We start from the raw sequence: 14,891 nt of genomic DNA, 5'->3' as shown, positions 1-14,891 counted from the left end.
GAGCACGACATCATGACTGAGCGGGTGGTACTCGCCTACTCCGGCGGCCTGGACACGTCGGTCGCCATCCCGTACCTCGCCGGGGAACTCGGCGCCGAGGTGATCGCGGTCGCCGTCGACGTCGGCCAGGGTGGCGAGGACATGGAGGTCATCCGGCAGCGGGCGCTGGACTGCGGCGCCGTCGAGTCCGAGGTGATCGACGCCCGCGACGAGTTCGCCGCCGACTTCTGCCTGCCGGCGCTGCGCGCCAACGCCCTCTACATGGACCGCTACCCGCTGGTGTCGGCGCTGAGCCGGCCGCTGATCGTCAAGCACCTGGTCACCGCGGCCCGTCAGCACGGCGGCACCGTCGTGTCGCACGGCTGCACCGGTAAGGGCAACGACCAGGTCCGCTTCGAGGTCGGCATCGGCGCGCTCGCACCCGAGCTGAAGGTCGTCGCCCCGGCCCGGGACTTCGCCTGGACCCGGGACAAAGCGATCGCCCTCGCCGAGGAAAAGGGTCTGCCGATCGACGTGTCGCACAAGTCGCCGTACTCGATCGACCAGAACCTGTGGGGCCGGGCGGTCGAGACCGGGTTCCTGGAGGACATCTGGAACGCCCCGATCGAGGATCTGTACGCCTACACCGCCGACCCGGCCGCGCCGCGCGACGCCGACGAGCTCACCATCACCTTCGACGCCGGGGTGCCGGTGGCGATCGACGGCGAGACCGTCACGCCGTACCAGGCGGTCGTGGAGCTCAACCGGCGGGCCGGCGCGCAGGGCATCGGCCGGCTGGACATGGTCGAGGACCGGCTCGTCGGGATCAAGAGCCGCGAGGTGTACGAGGCTCCGGGCGCGATCGCGCTGATCACCGCCCACCAGGAGCTGGAGAACGTCACCGTGGAACGCGAGGTGGCCCGGTTCAAGCGGACCGTGGACCAGCGCTGGGGCGAGCTGGTCTACGACGGCCTGTGGTTCTCGCCGCTCAAGCGTGCCCTCGACGCGTTCATCGACGAGACCCAGCGGCACGTGACCGGTGAGATCCGGCTGGTGCTGCACGGCGGCCGCGCGGTCGTCGTCGGCCGGCGTTCCGACGCCAGCCTGTACGACTTCAACCTGGCGACCTACGACACCGGCGACACCTTCGACCAGAGCCAGGCCAAGGGGTTCGTGCAGTTGTGGGGGCTGTCCAGCCGGCTGGCCACCGCCCGCGACACCCGGCTCGCCGGCCCTGGTGGCCAGTCCCGGTTGTCCGGCTCCGGTTCCTGACCCCCACAATGGTCGCCGTGGACGACAAGAGCCTGACCGAGAACACCGCCAGCCCGAACCGCACCAGCCTGTGGGGTGGACGCTTCGCCGGCGGGCCGGCCGAAGCGCTGGCCCGGTTGTCGGTCAGCGTCCAGTTCGACTGGCGGCTCGCCCCGTACGACATCGCTGGTTCCCGGGCGCACGCCCGGGTGCTGGCCGCCGCCGGCCTGCTGAACCCGGACGAACTGGGTCGGATGCTCGCGGCGTTGGACGACCTGGAGGCGGCCTGCGCCTCCGGGTCGTTCCGGCCGACGATCGACGACGAGGACGTGCACACCGCGCTGGAACGCGGGCTGCTGGAGCGGCTGGGCTCGCTCGGCGGCAAGCTGCGGGCCGGGCGGTCCCGCAACGACCAGGTCGCCACGGACCTGCGGCTGTATCTGCGGGATCACGCCCGTGGGCTGGCGGTGCGGCTGATCGAGCTGGCCGCCGCGTTGGTCGAGCAGGCCGAGCGGCATCTGGACACGCCGGCTCCGGGGATGACCCACGTGCAGCACGCCCAGCCGGTGACCTTCGGGCACTGGCTCCTCGCCCACGTGCATCCGCTGCTGCGGGACCTGGACCGGCTGCGGGACTGGGACCTGCGTACGGCGGTGTCCCCGTTGGGCGCGGGCGCGCTGGCCGGCTCCGGTCTGCCGCTGGATCCGGGCGTGGTCGCCAAGGAGCTGGGCTTCGAGACGTCGTTCGCCAACTCGATGGACGCCGTCGCCGACCGGGACTACGCCGCCGAGTTCCTGTTCGTCACCGCGCTGATCGGGGTGCACCTGTCCCGCCTCGGCGAGGAGGTGGTGCTCTGGACCTCCCAGGAGTTCGGCTGGGTGGAGCTGGACGACGCCTTCGCCACCGGTTCGTCGATCATGCCGCAGAAGAAGAACGCCGACATCGCCGAGCTGGCCCGGGGCAAGTCCGGACGCCTTGTCGGTGGGCTGGTCGCGGTGCTGACCATGCTCAAGGGCCTGCCGTTGACCTACGACCGGGACATGCAGGAGGACAAGGAGCCGGCGTTCGACGCGGTGGACACCCTGGCGCTGCTGCTGCCGGCTCTCGCCGGGATGATCTCCACCATGACGGTACGGGTGGACCGGCTTGCCGCCGCCGCCCCGGTCGGGTTCACCCTGGCTACCGAGGTCGCCGACTGGTTGGTTCTCAAGGGGGTGCCGTTCCGCGACGCACATGAGATCACCGGCAAGCTGGTGGCGCTCTGCGCGGCCCGCGAATGCGCCCTCGACGAGGTCTCCGACGACGACCTGCGGCTGGTCAGCGAGCACCTGGACGGCGGGGTCCGGCAGGTGCTGTCGGTCCGGTCGGCCCTGGCGGCCCGGACCACGCCCGGCTCGACCGGACCGGGCCCCGTCGCCGACCAGCTCGTGAGCGTCACGGAACAGCTCGCCGGTTGGCGGGAGTGGGCCGCCGAGTCGGTCGTCCCGCGCTGACGCCGCCGGGTTCCGGTGGGGCGACGTGACGCGATCGATGGCTCGGGCGGCAGCGATCTGCGGACGTTGCTCGCCGGGCCGGTTCCGCTGGCCGCGCGGGGCCTGCTCGGCTGCGTCGTCACCGCCGGCGACGTCGCGGTCCGGCTGACCGAGGTCGAGGCGTACGGCGGAGTCGACGCCGATCCGGCCTCGCACGCCCACCGCGGCCGTACTCGGCGCAACGCGGTGATGTTCGGGCCGGCCGGACACTTGTACGTCTACTTCACCTACGGCATGCACTGGTGCGGGAATGTGGTCACCGGAGCACCGGGCGAAGCCGCCGCGGTGCTGCTGCGCGCCGGTGAGGTGATCTCCGGTCACGGTGCGGCTCGTGGTCGGCGTGGCCCGGCGGTCAGCGACCGGGACCTGGCTCGGGGTCCGGCCCGGTTGATGGTCGCGCTGGGCCTGGACGGCGCGGTCGACGGGGTGGCGTTGCTGGACGGGGCGGGACCGGTGACGTTGTCGGCGGGTGCGCCGGTCGACCCGGCCCGGATCCGGTCCGGTCCACGGGTCGGTGTCGCGCGGGCCGTCGAGACACCGTGGCGGTTCTGGCTCGACGGGGAACCGACGGTGAGCCCGTACCGTCGGGCTGTGCCCAGGTCACGTCGGTCCGCGACGCGGCCGACGGCGGCTGACGCGGAGGCGACGCCCGGCCGACCGTGATCTGCCGTGGCCGCTACCCGTGGGGGCGTGGCCGCTACCCGTGGGGCTGTGGCCGCCGCCGTTCGGCCCAGGGCAACAGTCCGTCCTCGACGGCCCGGCGGGCGAGGTCGAGCTTGGTCCGCGCCGGGCGCCCGTCCGCTTCGTACTTTCGCTTGACCCGTTCGAGGTACTGCTTGGCGGTGCCCAGGCCGATCCCGACCCGCCTCGCGACAGCGACCATGGTGAGCCCGGAGACGTAGGCGAGCAGTACCTCGGTCTCCTGTCGCGAGAGACGCGGGCCGGGAATGACGGGTGATTCGGACACGATGAGCCTCCGGAAGTGCCGTGACCTCCGAAGATTAAGCAGTTGACTAATCGTTAGTCAACGAGTTGACTAGTCAGCGCGCCACTCCACAACAAGACGGCCATCCCGGCGGGTTGGTTTCCACGACGCCCGTCCCCTGCGCAGGGGCGAAGCCTGCGACGACCAGGGCGAGCGTGACGAGCGCGGCGACGACACCCGCGCGCATGAGCTTCATTGTGCTCCCTCGATGGTGATATAACGGTGCCTGCAGTAAATAAGGGAGGTTCACGTGAGTCAACACGTTCACCGTGACTTCCCGCGCCGGCTCCGGGCGCTGCGGACGGCCCGGAACATGACCCAACGCGAGCTGGCTCGGGGCAGCCTATCGGTCAGCTACATCTCGCTGCTGGAGGCGGGTCGGCGTACACCGAAACCAGAGGTGCTGCGTGACCTCGCGGAGACCTTGGGCTGCTCGGTCGCGGAGCTGACCGGCGAGGTCGACGCCGTCGCCACCCGCCCGGCGAGCCTGACGCTGTCCTACGGCCGCCTGGCGATCGAGGCCGGCGACCCCGGCGAAGCCGAACGGCAGTTCGCCACCGTGTTGGCCGCCGCACCGCCGGATCCACTGACCCGGACCGAGGCCCACCTCGGTCTGGCCCGGGCCATGGCCGAACAGGGCCGACTGGACGAGGCCGCCCAGCAGTACGAGTCGTTACTGCGCGACAACACCGACGGACCCGCCTTCGTGGCCTCGCTCGGCATGGTGATCAGCTGGGTGCGCTGCCTCTACGAGCTCGGCGAACTACATCGCGTGATCGAAGTGGGGATGGGCACCCTGGAACGGGTGGACCGGCTCGGCGCGTGGGAGTCCGAGGACGCCATCCGACTGCTTGCCACCGTCGCCGCGGCCCACGCCGAGCTCGGCGACCTGCGCCAGGCCGAGCGGCTGCTCCGGGAAGGAATGGACCGCGCGCGACGGATCGGATCGCCGCGTGCCCGCGCTGCCGTGCTGTGGAACGCCAGCCAGGTCGCCTGCGAGCAGGGCAGCTACCGCGAGGCCCTCGAACTGGCCGAGGAGGCGTTGGCCTTCTTCCGGCAGGACCGCGACCGGCGCAGCGCCGCTCGGCTGCTCACCGCCTACGGCTGCATCCTGCTCAGCCACACCCCACCCCGGGTACGCGAGGCCCGTACCGCCTTCGACAGCGCCCTGCGGGAACTGACCGAGATCGGCGGTGGCATCGACCGAGGCTACGTACTGACCGAACTGTCCCGGGTCAACCTGCTCGACGGCGACGTGGCGAGCGCCGTCGACTGCGCCCGGCGTTCGCTGTCCGAACTCGGCGGCCAGGCGCACCTGGAGCGGGCCCGCGCGCAGATCGCCCTCGCCGCCGCCCTCGCCGCCGCCGACGACAAGGAACAGTCCCAGGAGGTGTTCGCCGAAGCCGCGCAGACCCTCGGCCGGCTCAACGCCTCCCGGCAGGCGTCGCGCGCATGGGCGGAACTGGGCGACATGCTGGCCGACACCGGCGACCCGATCGGCGCGGTGGAGGCGTTTCGCAAGGCGACCGCGGTCGTGCACCTCGGCCGGGCCGCGTCGGACGCCGCCTACCCGGCCCGCCGGGCCGGATAGCCCCACTTACGGGCCAACTCGTCCAGCGGCTCCGGCAACTCGACGTCGGTGGGCACCTCGCGGGCGGGCTGGACGCTCCCGGACCGGATCCGTTCGGTCCAGTCGCCGAGACCCGCCTTGATCGAGCCGTGTCGGAAACGGCCGTACTCGACCATCGCGGGTTCCCACTCCAGCCCCAGGAACGCGCAGATCTCCTGGGTCTGGGTGGCCGGGTCGGCGACGAGATCCTCGTACCGGACGGTGTGTCCGGGCAGTGCCCGGCGGGCCTCGGCGAGCCGGGTGAGATATCTGGCCACGCTCTCCTCGGCCTGCTGCGGAGTCTGGCGTGGGCGGGCCCGCCGCCAGGAGTCGAGGATGGCAGCCGGGTGCCGCAGCAGGAACAGGAAGCGCGCGTCCGGCCAGCAGCGGGCGATCCTGGACCACATGAACACGTTGTGCGGGGTCTTCTCCACCAGCACCTGCTTGCCGCTGCGGTGCAGCGCGGCGTCGAGCACCCGGTCCCAGAGCAGGTGGGTGACCTCCAGCTCGTCCCAGCCGAGCTCGTTCATGCTGTCGGTGACGTAATGATCCTCGAAGCCGACCCGCAGCTTGCTCAGATGCAGCTCGTGTGGGGCGTAGACGGCGGAATGACTGTTCAACATCATGCGTAGCAGCGTCGATCCGGACCGCACCGACGAGAGCAGGAACACCGGCCGCTCGAGCAGCCGGGATGATCCTCGGGCCAGGGTGGGACGGCCACCCCGCCGGGTGACCTGCAGTCCGGTGGTGCGGGCGATGCGTACGGCGATGTGCTCCTTCCAACTCATCGCACCGACACTACGAGGCCTTCCTGTCAGTCCGCCATGTTCGGGCGGCACAGCCGACGATCTACTCCGCCCGCCGAACGCTCTGGCGCAGCGACCCCGGTCGCTGACCGCCGCCGCGACCGAGATGACAGGATTCACCGTGGGCGAGGGTGGGCAATGCCGGGTGGGCGTACAGACCGCCCGCCGGGTGGGTCCTCTGACGGGCGCTGGTCGGGTCGCCTGACCGGTTTCGTGGCGCGGTGACGGAAGGTGCGGACGTGCAGGGTTACGGGACGCAGTTGGCGCTCGTCGGCATCCTGGTGGTGATCAACGCGGTCTTCGCCGGCAGCGAGATCGCACTGGTGTCGCTGCGGGAGAGCCAACTGCAACGTCTGGAACGGTCCCGCCGGACCGGTCGTGTCCTGGCGAAGCTGGCCAAGGATCCGAACCGGTTCCTGGCCACCATCCAGATCGGGATCACCTTGGCGGGGTTCCTCGCCTCCGCGACGGCGGCGGTCGCCCTCGCCCGGCCGCTCGTACCCCTGCTGGAGGCCCTCGGCGGGGCCGCCGAGCCGGTCGCGATCGTCCTGATCACCCTGGCGTTGACCTTCGTCACCCTGGTCTTCGGTGAGCTGGCACCCAAACGTATCGCCATGCAGCGGGCGGAACAGTGGGCGCTGGCGGTGGCCCGGCCACTCGACGTGATGGCCAGCCTGGCCCGGCCGGCGGTCTGGGCGTTGGGCGCGACCAGCGACCTGGTCGTCCGCCTCACCGGTGGGGATCCCAAAGCCGCCCGGGACGAGATCGGCCCGGACGAACTGCTCGACATCGTCTCCGGACACCGGGCCTTCACCGTCGAGCAGCAGACCATCATCGCCGGTGCCCTGGAGATCGCCGATCGGCGGTTGCGGGCGGTGCTCGTGCCCCGGTTGGAGGTGTTCACCCTGGACAGCGGGACCTCGGCGGAGGCGGCGCGGATCGTGCTGGCGACGTCGGGGCACTCCCGGGCGCCGGTGGTCCGCAACGGGATGCTCGACGACACCGTCGGCGTCATCCACCTGCGGGATCTCGTCGGCGTACCGGCGGACCGGCAGATCGACGGCATCTCCCGGCCGCCGATGTTGTTACCCGAGTCGCTGCCGGTCGTCGACGCGTTGCGTCAGTTCAAGGCGGAGCGGCAGCACATCGCGCTGGTCGTCGACGAGCGGGGAGCCGTCGACGGCATCGTGACCCTGGAGGACGTACTGGAAGAGATCGTCGGGGAGATCTACGACGAGACCGACCGGGACGTCCGGGCCGTACGTACCGAGCAGGACGGCGCTCTGCTGGTGCCGGGCACCTTCCCGATCCACGATCTGATCGACATCGGCGTCGAGCTTCCCGGCCGGCCGACCGGCGATTACACGACGGTGGCCGGACTGGTGCTGGCGTGTCTGGGTCACATTCCCACGGCCGCGGGGGAGTCGGTCCGGATCGACAACTGGACCCTGGAGGTCGCGTCGGTGGACCATCACGCGATCAGCGGGGTACGGATGCGCGCGTCCAGCCCGACGCCCGGCGATTCCACCGCCACCGCCACCGCCGACACGAACCCGGCCTCGGCCGAGCGGGTCCGGTCGCGGGAGACCCCTGCCGACGGCCACGCCGCCGAGGAAGACGCGGGCCAGGACGCGGGCCGAGCGGTCAGCGACGGCCGGGTCGGCGACGGCCGGGTCGGCGACGGCCGGGCGGTCGGCGACGCCCCGGCCAGCGCCTCGCCGTCGACCGGCAGGCCAGGCTGAGCGGCGGCGGGTCAGCCCCGGCGCGGGTTCCGCCCAGACGTGGGTTCAGCCCCGACGCGACCCCTACGGGTAGGGGTGCCCGGTCGAGTCCACCGGTCGCTGAAAGACCAGGCAGTAGTCGCCGGTCAACCACTCCGGCTGCCGATCCCAGCACAGGAACGACTCCTGACGGAGCGTCAGGTGCCGCGATATCGCCCGGCCGACGTCCCAGGCGAGTGTGGTGACGCGGTCGTCGACCCGCATGTTCGCCACGTTGACGATGGCGTGACCACCTGGCCGCAGCAGGCTCGCGACCTGGCCGAAGACGGCGGCGATCTCGTCGAGGTAGGTCGCGTAGTCGCCGTCGAGTGTCTCGTAGGCGTTCAACGGATTCTCTGGATGGTCGACCGCGTCCATGTACGGCGGTGAGGTGAGACACAGATCGACCGGTCCGTCGACCAGGGTGCTCAGCTTCCGGGCGTCACCGTTGATCACCTCGACGGTACCGGCGCCGGTGAGTCGGCTGCGGATGAGGTCGACCCGGTCGGGCAGCAGCTCGACTCCGATCGCGCGTCGATTCATGACCTCGGCGGTCACCAGGGTCGTGCCGAACCCGGCGAACGGGTCGAGGACGGTCTGTCCCGGGGTGGTGTACTCGCTGAGGATCGCTTCGACCAGCGCCGCCGGAAAGTGCACCTCCTGGTCCTCACCGTCGGGAAGCTGATCGGCTAGGTCCGAGCTGGACAGCTGGAGCCACGGTTTCACGTACCTATTGTCCCTCGCCGGCCCGCTCGTTCGGTCGCGGGTCGTTCGATCGTGGGTCGTTCGGTCGCGCGGATCGCCGTGGCGCGGGCCTCGACAACCCACAGGACATCCCGATCAATCGGTACGGTGTCTGAGATGTCAGTGTGGGATGCGTCAAATCCCGCCATCGGAGACCCCGCCATCGGAGGAGGACGACATGCGACTCGCCAACCTGCGCGGCCGGCTGACGCTGGTCACCCCAGGCGGTGTCGTCGATGTCGCCACGGCCAGCGACGGGCGGTTCGGCCCGGATCCGCAGGCGATCTTCGACGACTGGACACCGTTCCGGCGGTGGGCCGACGACCTGGGACTGCGCGTCGGTGATCCGGGCGAGGTCGCCCCGTCGTCAAACGGTCACCTCGACCCGAAGGCGCTCGGGCCGGTGGTTCCTCGACCCCGGCAGATCTTCGCGGTTGGCCTCAACTACGTCGATCACAGCGCCGAGTCCGGGTTCACCCAGCCCGCCCAGCCGATGATCTTCACCAAGTTCGCCTCGTGCCTGACCGGCCCGACCGGCCCGATCACGCTCTCCAGCGACACCGTCGACTGGGAGGTCGAACTCGTGGTCGTGATCGGGGTCACCGCGTCGCGGGTCACCGTCGACCGGGCGTGGGACCATGTGGCCGGACTGACCGTCGGCCAGGACCTGTCCGACCGGGCGTTGCAGATGCGCGGCGTACCACCGCAGTTCAGCCTGGCCAAGTCGTTCGCCGGCTACGGCCCGATCGGGCCGGTGCTGACCACGCCGGACGAGGTGACCGATCGCGACGATCTGGAACTGTCCTGCCTGATCAACGGCGAGGTGGTGCAGCACGGCCGTAGCCGGGACATGGTCTTCCCGGTGCCGGTGCTGATCAGCTACCTGTCTGCGGTATGTCCACTGTATCCAGGTGATTTGATCTTCACGGGCACTCCACCCGGAGTGGGTTTCGGCCGGTCACCGGCTCGCTATCTCAGCCCGGGTGACGTCCTGCGGACGCGAATCAGTCAGCTGGGCGAACTACGCCACGAGTGCGTCGCCGCCACCGACTCGACGGACCCGGCGACGACACTGCCAGGTGGTCGGAAACCCACCTGATCGCTCCGTAGGCCGCCGACCGTCACCCCGAGCGATCCGGGGGGCTGCCTCGGCGACCGGCGGAATCCTCCGGCGACACCTGGACCGCGATCTCGGCACCGAGCCGCGCACCACCGCGTAGGCGCAGATCGTCGCCACTCCAGAACCGGCCCGGGTCGTACCAGTTGGTCCGACGTCCCGTCGGAAGCAGCCCCATGGCCTCGTAGGTGAGCGCTACCACCTCGGCGCAGTACACACTCTCCAGATCCGCACCCAGCCCGGTCCCCACCAACCCGGCTGCGCGCACGTCCTGGTCGGACCGGTCCGCGCCGTGCTCCGACGCCCGTCTCCCGGTGGGCCACCCGCCCGGTCGGTCGGGCGCCCGGCGTACGGAACGAAGCCCCGCCATCGCGGTGAGATTCCGCAAGCCTGGCAGATCTGGCAAACCCGGCAATCGGGCGGTACGCGAGCGGGACGGAGTCCGGCCGCGTAGCCACCGCCACGCCAGCTGGGCGGTCGACGGAAACGGCGTGCCGTCCAGGCGGGCGATGGTCCGCAGCACCGCGTCCTCCATCCGCGCGTCCGCTGGCGGATCGAGCTGCCGCAACCAGCCGCGTTGCCCGTACCGCCGGGCCCACACCGTCACCGCGTCGCGTAGATCGTGCAACTGCACCCCACGGTGGTGGGTTCCCGACCACATGTCCGGTAGCGAACGACCCAGTTCGGCGTGCCACAACAGGGGCGGCAGGTCGTCGATCACCACCGCCATCCCGACATGGTTCACCGGACTGTTCGTCGTCAACTGGATCGCGCGGTCCGGCACCGAGCGACCACGGAACAGCCAGAGATCGCCGGTACGGGTCAGATCAACCGCGGCATCGAGGCGGAGCGGGTCGGCGGTCACCTGGACTACCCTAGGCCGATGCGATGGTGGAAGGTAATGGGCCTGGCCGCGTTCGTCGGAGTGGCCGCGACCGGAGCGGTCGTCGTCCGGGCGGAACGCCGCCGTCGCGCCTACACGCCGGAGGAGATCCGCGACCGACTGCGCCAACGCCACGCCGAAGCCGTTCCACCACGGTGACGCCCACCGCCCCCCGGCGGGGACGCACCGGGCGCCACGGTCACAGCAGTTTCGCCTCGCGCAACAGGTGCGCCAGACCAGCCCCGTCCGGCGCGGACAACCAACGACGCCCCCCGGGTCCAGCGGCCCGCGACGTCTCTCCCGCCGGAGCGGGCAGGTTACCGGCCAGAACCGCCTGGGTGGGGGAGAGCCGCCGGATCGCCACCGCCGCGACGCTGTCCGGATGCTCGGCGGCGAACTCGGCGTAGATCTCCTGGTCGTGCTGACCGTCGTCACCGACCAGGAGCCACCGTACCTGCGGAAACTCGCCGGCCAGCCGGGCCAGGCTCGCCCGCTTGTGCTCCCGGCCGCTGCGGAACCAACGCTCCGCGGTCGGCCCCCAGTCGGTGAGCAGCAACGGACCCGCCGGGTACAGATGGCGGGACAGGAATCGCCGCAACGTCGGCGCGACGTTCCACGCTCCCGTCGACAGGTAAAGCACCGGCGCACCCGGATGCGCGGTGACCAGTCGTTCGTAGAGCACCGCCATTCCGGCCACCGAGGCCCGGGCGTGTTCGTCCAGCACGAAGGTGTTCCAGGCCGCCAACATCGGCCGGGGCAACGCGGTGACCATCACGGTGTCGTCGATGTCGGAGATGATCCCGAAACGGACCTGGGGATCGACGATCCGCACCGGTGCCTCCACCGGCTCCGAGTCGCCGCTGTGCAACCGCACCGAGGTCCAACCAGGCGCAAGGTCGGCCGGCACCACCGTGTCGACGAAACCGCCACGGTCGGCCTGTACCTCGTGTCGCTTTCCGCCCGCCTCGATGATCACGGTCGCGTGCTTGACCGGCAGGGTGGCGAAGCTGCGCCAGCCACGCACCTTCTTCGCCCGGCGGAACGCCGGATCCGGCCGGCCGAGCAGCACCCGGGCCATCACCCGGACCCAACCCGGCGCGCCATAGCCGGTGTACGGAATCAGCGTCAGGTCCCAACCCCGACGTCGCAACCGCCGTTCCAACAGGGCATGGATGGCATCCTCGATCCGTACCGCCCGGTGCGCTCCGCGGGCAGCCGGGCTCACGGGTGTCATCGCCACGGTGACACCCTGCCACAGTCTGGTGCACCCGGCACGACGTGGTGATCAACCGAGGGGCGACCGGTTCCCGTCGTACGGATGATCACCCGCCTGGCGCGGCCAGCAGGACGGACAATCGCCCGATCGCCTGCGGACAGGGCCAGTAGTAGACCCAGGTACCCCTCCGTTCGCAGTCGACCAGCCCCGCCTCGCGCAACACCCGCAGGTGATGCGAGATGGTGGGTCCGGTCAGATCGAACGCGGTCGTGAGATCACAGACGCAGACCTCGGCGGGAGCGGACGCGATCAACGACAGCAGCCGAAGGCGTACCGGATCCGACAGGGCCTTGAACGCGCGAGCGAACCCACCGGCGGCCTCCACCGGCAGCGCGGCCGACAGCAGCGGCGTGTCCCACCCCGCCCGTGCGCCGTCAACCGGCCGCGACAGCGTCTGCTCCATGACGCCAACCTTGACATCGGTCGAAACACGCCGCAAGCGGCCAGCGGGACCGGGCCGGCGACGACCAGGTCCAAACCGCGCGGCGGTGCCACCGCACGGGCACGCCGCGACCGTACGGGCACGCCGCGACCGTACGGCTGTCCCGTCGAGCCGACCATACGGGTACCCGTCAGCTCGGCTCGAGTTCGATGTCCACCCGAGGCGCGTCGGCCATCGTGTTGTGCATCGTGCAGTGCGCGGCCACGGCCCGCAGCGCGGCCCGCCGACCGGCCGGCAGATCCGGTGGTAGCCCGATGTCGATCCGTACCGCCGTGACACGCGCCGGCCGGTCGGTGGCCATCACGTACCGGGCCGAGACCGTCAGCCCTTCCCGGGACCACCCGTGCCGGGTCAGGTACCGCCCGGCGTAGAAGGCGACGCAGGAGGCGAGGCTGGCCACGAACAACTCGACCGGGGTCGGTGCCTCGCCCGCGCCCCCACCGCCGTGCGGTTGGTCCACCACGATCCGGTGGCCGCGGACGTCGACGGCGTAAGCCTCCCCGGCCACGTGACGCACCGTCATCGCGGCACCGTTCGCCAGCGGCTGGTCCGGCCGCGTTGGCGCGCTCAGCATGACGTCCATCGTCGTTCTCCCTCCCGACCCGGTGCCGGCTGGTTCACCCACCGCACCCGCTCGTCCGTCTGGTCGTCCGCTCGTCTGATATCGCCAGTACATCGCCGTCGACGATCCGGCGGCAGGGCCGGCCGGCCCGACGGCGATGGGACGCTCGGCCCGCGCCGGTAGGTCGCGTCGGTAGGTCGCGTCGGTAGGTCGCGCCGGTAGGTCCGGACTCAGCCGGTCAGCACCCGGGAATGGATCGCGGTCACCACCGAACGGGCGGACAGGAACGCGCCGTGCTGCCAGGCCACGGTCCGGCTCAACCAGTCGCCGGCGAAGTAGACCCGGCCGGCCGGCCGCAGCAGCAGGTCGTAGGCGGCCGTTCCGTACGGGGCGGAGACCCAGGCCCCCTCCAGGTGGCGGACCCTGTGCCAGGCGACGGAGAACGAGGCGCCGGCCTCCGTACGGTATCGCTCACCGTGAATCTTCATTCCTTGGTCGATCGCGCGCTCGTGCCGCTGAGCCGGGGTCAGCGAGCCGTACGTACGCGCCGCCGACCCGGTGTTGTAGTAGCCGACGATCAGGCCACGCTCGGCATGGAAGTCGTGCGACGGGTACCAGATGTGCGCCAGGTCCAGATCGGTCTCCGTGATGCCGCCGTAGATCCGCAGGTCGCGTTCCCACCATCGGCTGCGGTACTCGATGCCGATCTTGCCGGCGGGTGACGCCGGAAACCGCCCCAACGCGTCCTGTACGGAAGCACCGAGGTTGTGTGTGACCCGTGCCATCAGGTGCGGCGGCAGCGCCGCTACGCAGAAATCGGCCTCGATCCGCCGCAGCCGGCCACCGCGCCGGTAGGTGACCGTCACCCCGTTGACGCCGTCGACCAACTCGGTCACCTCGGCACCGGTCCGTACCGAGGCTGGTCCGATCGCCCGGACCAGGGCGGCGACGATACGGTCCATCCCGCCTACCGGTTGGAACATCAACATCGCCTGGTCGTAACCGAGTTCGAAACTGAAGTAGCGGCCGACGTTGCTGGCGAAGACCTCCGACAAGGGCGGCGGCGCGCCGAGCGGTACGCCGGCGTCGTTGCCCGCCCCCGGGTCGCTCAGGTATCCCCGCCGGGTGGTGCCCCCGTACGCCCAGCCGGAGCTTCGCCCGCCGATCGCGCCGAAGCTCTGCAGGAAGCTCAGCAGTCGGTCCTTGTCCGTGCTGGTCAACGCGTCGTCGAGGGCACCCTGGTCGGTGGCTTTGGCGAGCAACTCCGCGACGTAGCCGTACATGTCGGCCTTCGCCGTCCGGTAGCGGACGGCTGACTCCGGCGGCATCCCGCTGTTCTCGTTGTAGATCAGCGCGTTGGCGTTCGCGTTGGTGAAGACCTCCACCGGTACCCCGAGTTCCCGGCAGTAGTCCATCGTGACCATCCATTGCGCGATCCGGGCCGGTCCGGCGTTGAAGTACGTCCCCGGTTGGTAGTCGGCGCGCTGGACGTTGCTGTCGAGGTCGGTCTCGGAGGTACCGTGCCGCACGGTGAGGCTGCGACCGCCGGCGAGGTCCCGCGCCTCCAGCACGGTGCACTGGTAGCCGGCCTTGCCCAACTCGTACGCGGCGGTCAGGCCGGCGATGCCCGCGCCTAGGACGACCACCCGGCCTGCCGATCGACCGGTCACCTGGAGATCCCCGGCCCGAGGGGGAGCGAAAGCCGGGACCGCGGCCGTCGCGGTCGGCGCCAAGCCGAGCGCGCCCATCGTCGCGAACAGCGCACCGGCGCCACCGCTGACGCCGACCGACTGCAGGAACCGGCGTCGACTGACACTGGGTACGGACTCCGACACGGTGACCTCCAGGATCTTCATTGATTGGTGAAGGTCGATACTGTGTGCGGTCTGTTGCCGTCTGGCGCGCATGGTGTTGCCGATACATTTCGATGCCGATGCCGATGCCG

16 protein-coding genes are annotated in these 14,891 nt (G+C 70.7%); 7 read left to right on the top strand and 9 right to left on the bottom strand.

Annotated elements, in window-relative coordinates; genetic code table 11:
- Positions 1-12: 12 nt before the first annotated feature.
- From O7632_RS20260 to O7632_RS20250, 3 genes are read left to right on the top strand one after another with little or no spacing between them, the layout of a single operon-like run.
- Positions 13-1,251 (top strand): argininosuccinate synthase, encoded by a 1,239-nt coding sequence (locus O7632_RS20260; protein WP_278116527.1) that lies wholly within the window; start codon positions 13-15, stop codon positions 1,249-1,251.
- Positions 1,252-1,259: 8 nt separating this feature from the next.
- A complete protein-coding gene (argH, locus tag O7632_RS20255) occupies positions 1,260-2,723 on the top strand; it encodes an argininosuccinate lyase (protein ID WP_278116526.1) in 1,464 nt (487 codons plus the stop codon).
- Positions 2,724-2,738: 15 nt separating this feature from the next.
- A complete protein-coding gene (locus tag O7632_RS20250; protein ID WP_278116525.1) occupies positions 2,739-3,425 on the top strand; it encodes a DNA-3-methyladenine glycosylase in 687 nt (228 codons plus the stop codon).
- A 34-nt stretch (positions 3,426-3,459) separates the two neighbouring features.
- Here the strand turns inward: O7632_RS20250 and O7632_RS20245 are convergent, their stop codons facing one another.
- Positions 3,460-3,729 carry a LuxR C-terminal-related transcriptional regulator gene (locus O7632_RS20245; RefSeq protein ID WP_278116524.1) on the bottom strand — a complete coding sequence of 90 codons (270 nt, stop codon included), beginning with the start codon at positions 3,727-3,729 and terminating at the stop codon, positions 3,460-3,462.
- Between the two features lie 73 nt (positions 3,730-3,802).
- Positions 3,803-3,943: a hypothetical protein gene (locus O7632_RS20240; protein WP_278116523.1), complete on the bottom strand. Its 141-nt coding sequence runs from the start codon at positions 3,941-3,943 to the stop codon at positions 3,803-3,805.
- 54 nt (positions 3,944-3,997) lie between these two features.
- Between O7632_RS20240 and O7632_RS20235 the strand changes: the two genes are divergently transcribed.
- Entirely contained in the window at positions 3,998-5,338 is a 1,341-nt protein-coding gene (locus O7632_RS20235; RefSeq protein ID WP_278116522.1) for a tetratricopeptide repeat protein, read from the top strand.
- On the opposite strand, the gene O7632_RS20230 is transcribed toward O7632_RS20235, so the two are convergent.
- Positions 5,314-6,144, bottom strand: coding sequence for a sulfotransferase (locus O7632_RS20230; RefSeq protein ID WP_278116521.1), 831 nt, complete (start codon positions 6,142-6,144; stop codon positions 5,314-5,316). The genes O7632_RS20235 and O7632_RS20230 overlap by 25 nt on opposite strands.
- A 257-nt stretch (positions 6,145-6,401) precedes the next feature.
- On the opposite strand from O7632_RS20230, the gene O7632_RS20225 reads away from it, so the two are divergent.
- Positions 6,402-7,904, top strand: coding sequence for a hemolysin family protein (locus O7632_RS20225; protein WP_278120228.1), 1,503 nt, complete (start codon positions 6,402-6,404; stop codon positions 7,902-7,904).
- A 63-nt stretch (positions 7,905-7,967) separates the two neighbouring features.
- Here O7632_RS20225 and O7632_RS20220 read toward each other — a convergent pair whose 3' ends face one another.
- Positions 7,968-8,648 (bottom strand): DNA methyltransferase, encoded by a 681-nt coding sequence (locus O7632_RS20220; RefSeq protein WP_278116520.1) that lies wholly within the window; start codon positions 8,646-8,648, stop codon positions 7,968-7,970.
- 196 nt (positions 8,649-8,844) lie between these two features.
- On the opposite strand from O7632_RS20220, the gene O7632_RS20215 reads away from it, so the two are divergent.
- Positions 8,845-9,765 (top strand): fumarylacetoacetate hydrolase family protein, encoded by a 921-nt coding sequence (locus tag O7632_RS20215; protein WP_278116519.1) that lies wholly within the window; start codon positions 8,845-8,847, stop codon positions 9,763-9,765.
- A 22-nt stretch (positions 9,766-9,787) separates the two neighbouring features.
- Here O7632_RS20215 and O7632_RS20210 read toward each other — a convergent pair whose 3' ends face one another.
- Complete coding sequence (locus O7632_RS20210; RefSeq protein WP_278116518.1) at positions 9,788-10,648, bottom strand: hypothetical protein; 861 nt, start codon at positions 10,646-10,648, stop codon at positions 9,788-9,790.
- Positions 10,649-10,666: 18 nt separating this feature from the next.
- On the opposite strand from O7632_RS20210, the gene O7632_RS20205 reads away from it, so the two are divergent.
- Positions 10,667-10,825: a hypothetical protein gene (locus O7632_RS20205; RefSeq protein WP_278116517.1), complete on the top strand. Its 159-nt coding sequence runs from the start codon at positions 10,667-10,669 to the stop codon at positions 10,823-10,825.
- 40 nt (positions 10,826-10,865) lie between these two features.
- Here O7632_RS20205 and O7632_RS20200 read toward each other — a convergent pair whose 3' ends face one another.
- From O7632_RS20200 to O7632_RS20185, 4 genes are all read right to left on the bottom strand, one after another.
- Complete coding sequence (locus tag O7632_RS20200; RefSeq protein WP_278120226.1) at positions 10,866-11,900, bottom strand: phosphatase domain-containing protein; 1,035 nt, start codon at positions 11,898-11,900, stop codon at positions 10,866-10,868.
- An 88-nt stretch (positions 11,901-11,988) separates the two neighbouring features.
- The gene (locus tag O7632_RS20195; protein WP_347403585.1) at positions 11,989-12,345 is read right to left on the bottom strand and encodes a metalloregulator ArsR/SmtB family transcription factor; all 357 of its coding nucleotides are present in this window, start codon (positions 12,343-12,345) and stop codon (positions 11,989-11,991) included.
- A 169-nt stretch (positions 12,346-12,514) separates the two neighbouring features.
- Positions 12,515-12,967, bottom strand: coding sequence for an OsmC family protein (locus O7632_RS20190; RefSeq protein ID WP_278116516.1), 453 nt, complete (start codon positions 12,965-12,967; stop codon positions 12,515-12,517).
- 209 nt (positions 12,968-13,176) lie between these two features.
- A complete protein-coding gene (locus tag O7632_RS20185; protein WP_278116515.1) occupies positions 13,177-14,802 on the bottom strand; it encodes a flavin monoamine oxidase family protein in 1,626 nt (541 codons plus the stop codon).
- Positions 14,803-14,891: the final 89 nt, after the last annotated feature.

The sequence above is a fragment of the Solwaraspora sp. WMMD406 genome (genome assembly GCF_029626025.1).
Classification (GTDB): domain Bacteria; phylum Actinomycetota; class Actinomycetes; order Mycobacteriales; family Micromonosporaceae; genus Micromonospora_E.
The sequence above is the reverse complement of the archived record's forward strand: the minus strand, read 5'-3'. Positions and strand labels throughout refer to the sequence as shown.

What these genes read in the sequence shown, in the direction of transcription:
- O7632_RS20260 (WP_278116527.1), top strand. Translation starts at nt 13, where the DNA reads ATGACTGAGCGGGTGGTACTCGCCTACTCCGGCGGCCTGGACACGTCG.
- argH (WP_278116526.1), top strand. Translation starts at nt 1,260, where the DNA reads ATGGTCGCCGTGGACGACAAGAGCCTGACCGAGAACACCGCCAGCCCG.
- O7632_RS20240 (WP_278116523.1), bottom strand. Translation starts at nt 3,943, where the DNA reads ATGAAGCTCATGCGCGCGGGTGTCGTCGCCGCGCTCGTCACGCTCGCC.
- O7632_RS20230 (WP_278116521.1), bottom strand. Translation starts at nt 6,144, where the DNA reads ATGAGTTGGAAGGAGCACATCGCCGTACGCATCGCCCGCACCACCGGA.
- O7632_RS20215 (WP_278116519.1), top strand. Translation starts at nt 8,845, where the DNA reads ATGCGACTCGCCAACCTGCGCGGCCGGCTGACGCTGGTCACCCCAGGC.
- O7632_RS20205 (WP_278116517.1), top strand. Translation starts at nt 10,667, where the DNA reads ATGCGATGGTGGAAGGTAATGGGCCTGGCCGCGTTCGTCGGAGTGGCC.
- O7632_RS20200 (WP_278120226.1), bottom strand. Translation starts at nt 11,900, where the DNA reads ATGACACCCGTGAGCCCGGCTGCCCGCGGAGCGCACCGGGCGGTACGG.
- O7632_RS20195 (WP_347403585.1), bottom strand. Translation starts at nt 12,345, where the DNA reads ATGGAGCAGACGCTGTCGCGGCCGGTTGACGGCGCACGGGCGGGGTGG.
- O7632_RS20190 (WP_278116516.1), bottom strand. Translation starts at nt 12,967, where the DNA reads ATGGACGTCATGCTGAGCGCGCCAACGCGGCCGGACCAGCCGCTGGCG.
- O7632_RS20185 (WP_278116515.1), bottom strand. Translation starts at nt 14,802, where the DNA reads ATGAAGATCCTGGAGGTCACCGTGTCGGAGTCCGTACCCAGTGTCAGT.